We start from the raw sequence: 5,528 nt of genomic DNA, 5'->3' as shown, positions 1-5,528 counted from the left end.
GACCGCCTGACCGCCTGACCGCCTGACCGCGTGACCGCCTCGGCCGGTCACCCCTGCCGGTCGCCGCCGCGTACCCGCACATGACATCTGTCATCCGGGAGTCACGACGGCCGACACTGCCGGGCGGGGCCCGCCTCCCGCCACGCTGGGTCACATGACAGCGACTGCGACAGCGGAGGCCACCGGCTCGGTGGTCGGGTTCGATCAGGTGACCAAGACCTGCGGAAACGTACCCGTACCGGAGGGGAACGGGTACCTGGCCTCGCTGCTCCTCCCGGCGCTCCTCGGCGGTTTCGCCATGGTCGGCGTCCGCACCCTGATCCGTACGACGATCGAGCTGCGCGAGGCCCTCGCGGCCCTGCTCCGCCTCGAACCGGACATCGACGTGGTGGCGCAGGTCGCCCGCGGCGACGAGGTGCTGGCCGCCGTACGCGGGCACGACGTGGACGTGGCGCTCCTGGACATCGAGATGCCGGGCGCCACCGGCATCGAGGCGGCGGCCGAGCTCCACCGGGAGTTCCCCGCGCTCAAGCTGGCGGCACGGAACAGAGCGGAGGCGGTACGGATCGCGAGGGAGAAGGGCTGGCTATAGCCCCGTAAGGGGCGCGGGGAACTGCGTGACAAGCCACAACGCACCCGCACTCGCGCTACAACAACACCCCAATGGCGCCTGGGCGAAAGTCAATTGAGCATGGCCCGAGCCGCCCGCGCCTGCCGCCGAACCCGATCGGCCGCAGGCTCATCAACGGCGGCCACAACCTCCGCGTACGCATCGAGTTCCGTCGCCCCCGTGAGAAAGTCCCCCCGCTCAACGAGCAGTTGCGCCCGGTCGTACCGAAGCCGAGCAGGATGCGACGGCAGCAGCAGGGAAAGCTCGACGGCCCACAGCGCGACATCGGACCGCTCCGGCCGGGCGGCGGCCCAAGCACGGATGTTGTTCAGGATCCGCAGGACCACGTCCAGCGGATCCGCGGGCGACAGCATCGAAGGATCCAGCGGCGCCCCCGTCGCACCGGCCACCAGCAACTCGGCGTCGGTCCCGCTCAGCACCCGGCCCCCGTCGAAGGGATCGACGAGAACCTGCTGCTGGAAGAAATCACTGAGCGAAGCTCCTTGAGGGGCGGTGGTCGGGTGACGGGTGGGACCGAAGCCGACGACGAAGTGCCCCGGCAGCGCAACCCCGTACACGGGAGCCCCGGCCCGCCTCGCGACCTCCATCCACACCACCGACAGAAGGATCGGCAGCCCGCGCCGCCGCCGCAGCACCTCGTGCAGCAGCGAGGAGTCCAGCCGCTGATAGTCACCGGGCGTACCCCGGAACCCGCACCGGTCACCGAGATGCTCGGCGAGCGCCGTGGCCCAGGACCGCGGCCCGCCGGGCCGGAACGGCAGCTCCCCGGCCAGCCGGTCCAGCTCGATCTGTGCCGCGTCCAGCCCGGCCTCGTCCAGCTCCCCGTCCGCCTGGGCGCCCACCAGCAGACACAACGCCGACAGATCCGGCCGCTCGGCCCGCGCCTCGTCGCCGAACCGCCGCCGCCACTCGGCGCTCCGCTCGGGCCCGGGAGGATGAAGAGGACGCATAGCTGCCTCGTGCCCTTTCACACCGATCGATACCGCTCTGTGGCACCGCCACCGATTTCGTCGCCGGGCAGGCGGCCGACGTGTTCGTCGGCGCCCGCGGAGGCCCCGCCGCCCGTCGCCGCGGGCCCGCGATAGTGGTGGTACGCGTGATGCGCCGCGAAGCCCATCCGCGCGTACAGGGCCCGGGCGCCCGCGTTGTCGGCCTCCACCTGGAGCCATGCCGCCGAGGCGCCCTCGGACAGCGCCCGGCGGGCCAGGGCCGTCATGACCGTGGTGGCGAGACCCTGGCGGCGCAGGGACGGATCGACCTCAACGGCGGCGAAACCGGCCCAGCGCCCGTCGATCACACAGCGGCCGATCGCCGCGGGTATGCCCGGGTCGGCGCCCGGCACGGTCGCGAACCACACCGAGGGGCCGCTGCCGAGCACCTCCAGGGCCACTCCGCTCACGCCCTTGCGCTGGTAGCGGCCGAGCCAGGCCTCGTCCGCCTCGCGTGCCAGCACGACGGGCCGGTCCGGACCGGGGTCCGGGAGATCACCGATCGGCGCCAGAGCGCCGATCCACATCTCTGCGGTCACCTCGCGCTCCCACCCCCGCGCCTCCAGATCGGCGCACAGCAGCTCCTGCGTGCCCGCCGCTCCGGTCGCGGTCTGCACGTAAGCGGGCAGCCCCCGGGCCGCGTACCACTCCCGTACGAGCGACAGTGTCTCGTCCAACGGGACGCCCGGGTCGCCGAGGGGCAGCACCGAGTTGGCCCGTCGGGTGAACCCCGCGGCGGCCCGCAGCTCCCACTCGCCGAGCCGCTCCCGCTCGACCGGCTGCCAGGCCCGGGCGGCGACCCGCGCCAGCTCCTCGTACGAGGCCGCCGGGCCCTTCCGCCGAGCGGGAGCGGCCGGTACGACCTTGCCCGCCACCAGCGCCGATTCCGGAATACGGACGCTCTCCCCGGACCGTCGTGTGATCAGCAGCACACCGTTGTCCCATGATGTGAGAACGCCAACCGTGTCGGTGAACTTCTCACCCTCAGGAGGGTCTTCGCGCAACCGTCGTACCGAGACGCGTTTCCCCACGTCAGCGGGGGTAACACGGACATCGAGACGGAAGTGTGCGGAGAATTCCACAGCTCAGTCCAACCCTCCTGTTCGGATCATGCCCAAGAACGGAGATACTAGGTGCGGGCATCGACGACGCCGCGCTCCCGCGCGCCAGGTGGCGGAGCCTGAAGACGGCTCGCCAGCGCCCTATCGAGGAGGAACGACAGCGTGACCTACGTCATCGCGCAGCCTTGTGTCGACGTCAAGGACAAGGCGTGCATCGAGGAGTGCCCGGTCGACTGCATCTACGAGGGCTCCCGGTCCTTGTACATCCACCCGGACGAATGCGTCGACTGTGGTGCCTGTGAGCCGGTCTGCCCGGTCGAGGCGATCTTCTACGAGGACGACACTCCCGAGGAGTGGAAGGACTACTACAAGGCGAACGTCGAGTTCTTCGACGAACTCGGCTCGCCCGGCGGTGCCAGCAAGCTGGGACTCATCGAGCGCGACCACCCCTTCGTCGCAGCGCTGCCGCCGCAGAACCAGTAAGCGGTACGTACGCCGGGGCCCCGCCCAGCGACGCCGGGGCCCCGCCCAGCGACGCCGGGGCCCCGCCCGGCGGTAGAAGCGCCGCCTCGGTCCCGTACGGCCTGCCGCCGTACGGGACCGAGGCGTTTGCCGTACGTGCCACCCGTCCGTACGGACGCCCACGTCCGTGCGAGAAAGTGAGCCAGAACCCGTGTCCGCAGTCTCCGACCGGCTTCCCACCTTCCCCTGGGACAAGCTGGAGCCCTTCAAGGCGACGGCCGCCGCTCACCCGGGCGGCATCGTCGACCTGTCCGTCGGCACCCCGGTCGACCCGGTGCCCGACCTGATCCAGAAAGCCCTGGTCGCGGCCGCCGACTCGCCCGGCTACCCCACGGTGTGGGGCACGCCGGAGCTGCGGGACGCCCTGGTGGGCTGGTGCGAGCGACGGCTGGGCGCACGGGACTTCACCCACCGCAACGTGCTGCCGGTGGTCGGCTCCAAGGAGCTGGTGGCCTGGCTGCCGACGCAGCTGGGCCTCGGCCCCGGCGACAGGGTCGCCTACCCGCGCCTGGCGTATCCGACGTACGAGGTCGGCGCACGCCTGGCCCGCGCGGACTACGTGGCGTACGACGACCCGACCGAGCTGGACCCCACCGGCCTCAAGCTGCTGTGGCTCAACTCCCCGTCGAACCCGACGGGCCGGGTGCTCTCCCTCCCGGAGCTCACCCGGATCGTGGCCTGGGCACGCGAGCACGGCGTCCTCGTCTTCTCCGACGAGTGCTACATCGAGCTGGGCTGGGAGGCCGACCCGGTCTCGGTCCTGCACCCGGACGTGTGCGGCGGCTCGTACGAGGGGATCGTGTCGGTCCACTCGCTCTCGAAGCGGTCCAACCTGGCGGGCTACCGCTCGGCTTTCCTGGCCGGTGACTCCGGGGTCCTCGGCGACCTTCTCCAGATCCGCAAGCACGGCGGCATGATGACCTCCGCGCCCACCCAGGCCGCGACGGTCGCCGCCCTCTCCGACGACACCCACGTCCACGAACAGCGCGCCCGCTACACGGCCCGCCGCACCGCCCTCCGCGACGCCCTCCTGGCCCACGGCTTCCGCATCGAACACAGCGAGGCCAGCCTCTACCTCTGGGCCACCAGGGACGAACCCTGCTGGGACACGGTCGCCCACCTCGCGGACCTGGGCATCCTCGTGGCCCCGGGCGACTTCTACGGCCCGGCAGGCGACAAGTTCGTCCGCGTGGCACTGACGGCAACGGACGACCGGGTAGCGGCAGCGGTATCCCGCCTGACCTGATTGCCTGCCCGGGCGGGGCCCCTTCAGGGGCGCGGGGAACTGCGCGACCGGCCCACGACAACCCGCACCCGCCCACCCGGCAAAAGCGAAGGGGCCCAGGGAAGCTCCCTGGACCCCTTCGCCATACGGCCCCGGCGGCAGGCCGAGCCAACGACTAGCCGAGCGGCAAGCCCTGAAGCGGCAGCTGCCCCGCCCCGGGCAGCCCACCACCGGTGGCCCCCGCGGCGTCACCGAGCACGTCACCCGCGGTCCCGGCGGCATCCCCGGCGGTCTTCTGCGCGGCGGGAGTCGTGGTCTTGACGGCCTTGCCGCCGGTCTTGCCCGCGGTCGGCACGGCCTTCTTGACGGCCTTGCTGCCCGCGTCACCCGCGAGCCCGGTGGCGTTCTGCGCGGCGCCGTCGACGGTGGTGCCCGCGTTGTCCAGCGCGGGCAGCCCGCCGAGGTCGGGGGTGGCCGGCAGTTCGGCCGCGCTCGCGGAGCCGGCCGCACCGACCCCGGCTGCCGCTCCCGCTGCGACGAGCAGCGCGGCACGGGCGATCCGGCGGGTCAGGGGGAGGGACATGATGCTCCTTTGACGGAAGAGAACGGTGAAGTGTCGTACCGTGCCCGGCAGTTGACCGACTGGCTGTCGGCCCTCCGTCGATCGACCGGCTGTTGATCGTTCCGGGCTCGGACGCAGTGACTACCGCTCGAAGTCCGCGAAGGTTGCGGTGGCCCAACGTAAAGAGTTGGCAATGCGTCGCATTATCGGCTGTGGAGAAACCCGGGCAAAGAACGCCCGGTGAGAAAGTCTGCCGAATCGCTACGGCCCTTTGATCCCAAGGGATCTGGCGGATTCGCCAGAGGTGCCGGAAGGGCCGGAGGAAATACCTGGCCGGCCGTCGACATGCCGCGCCGGGCGTGCCCCCAACGGGTGAAGGCCCGTACTACTGCCCGGTGACGATTCGGACTTCGCCCGTGGAGTTCCACGCGCCCGAGTCGTCGCGCCATTCGCTCCGGGTGCTCCCGGCCGTCCACGCCCGGCCCGCGTACGAGACCCGCTCGACGTGCAGCGCCGACGAGTTGGCCACCGCCCAGTG

Annotated in this window: 5 protein-coding genes and 1 pseudogene; 3 read left to right on the top strand and 3 right to left on the bottom strand. The window is 71.6% G+C overall.

What is annotated here, in order from left to right; genetic code table 11:
• Positions 1-298: 298 nt before the first annotated feature.
• Positions 299-532 (top strand): annotated as a pseudogene (locus O3Q52_RS47985) (response regulator); the annotation flags it as partial.
• Between the two features lie 149 nt (positions 533-681).
• Here O3Q52_RS47985 and O3Q52_RS47980 read toward each other — a convergent pair.
• The gene (locus O3Q52_RS47980; protein WP_269654759.1) at positions 682-1,581 is read right to left on the bottom strand and encodes a transglutaminase-like domain-containing protein; all 900 of its coding nucleotides are present in this window, start codon (positions 1,579-1,581) and stop codon (positions 682-684) included.
• A gap of 17 nt (positions 1,582-1,598) precedes the next feature.
• Complete coding sequence (locus tag O3Q52_RS47975) at positions 1,599-2,702, bottom strand: GNAT family N-acetyltransferase (protein ID WP_269654758.1); 1,104 nt, start codon at positions 2,700-2,702, stop codon at positions 1,599-1,601.
• Between the two features lie 141 nt (positions 2,703-2,843).
• Here O3Q52_RS47975 and fdxA point away from each other — a divergent pair, with 141 nt between their 5' ends.
• Positions 2,844-3,164: a ferredoxin gene (gene fdxA / locus O3Q52_RS47970; RefSeq protein WP_019058397.1), complete on the top strand. Its 321-nt coding sequence runs from the start codon at positions 2,844-2,846 to the stop codon at positions 3,162-3,164.
• Between the two features lie 190 nt (positions 3,165-3,354).
• Positions 3,355-4,449 carry a bifunctional succinyldiaminopimelate transaminase/glutamate-prephenate aminotransferase gene (locus tag O3Q52_RS47965; protein WP_269654757.1) on the top strand — a complete coding sequence of 365 codons (1,095 nt, stop codon included), beginning with the start codon at positions 3,355-3,357 and terminating at the stop codon, positions 4,447-4,449.
• A gap of 154 nt (positions 4,450-4,603) precedes the next feature.
• Here the strand turns inward: O3Q52_RS47965 and O3Q52_RS47960 are convergent, their stop codons facing one another.
• A complete protein-coding gene (locus O3Q52_RS47960) occupies positions 4,604-5,011 on the bottom strand; it encodes an ATP-binding protein (protein ID WP_269654756.1) in 408 nt (135 codons plus the stop codon).
• Between the last annotated feature and the right edge of the window lie 517 nt (positions 5,012-5,528).

Source organism: Streptomyces sp. ActVer, assembly GCF_027270795.1.
Lineage (GTDB): Bacteria > Actinomycetota > Actinomycetes > Streptomycetales > Streptomycetaceae > Streptomyces > Streptomyces umbrinus_A.
The sequence above is the reverse complement of the archived record's forward strand: the minus strand, read 5'-3'. Positions and strand labels throughout refer to the sequence as shown.

Coding starts and splice junctions, on each gene's coding strand:
- O3Q52_RS47980 (WP_269654759.1), bottom strand. CDS start 1,581: ATGCGTCCTCTTCATCCTCCCGGGCCCGAGCGGAGCGCCGAGTGGCGG.
- O3Q52_RS47960 (WP_269654756.1), bottom strand. CDS start 5,011: ATGTCCCTCCCCCTGACCCGCCGGATCGCCCGTGCCGCGCTGCTCGTC.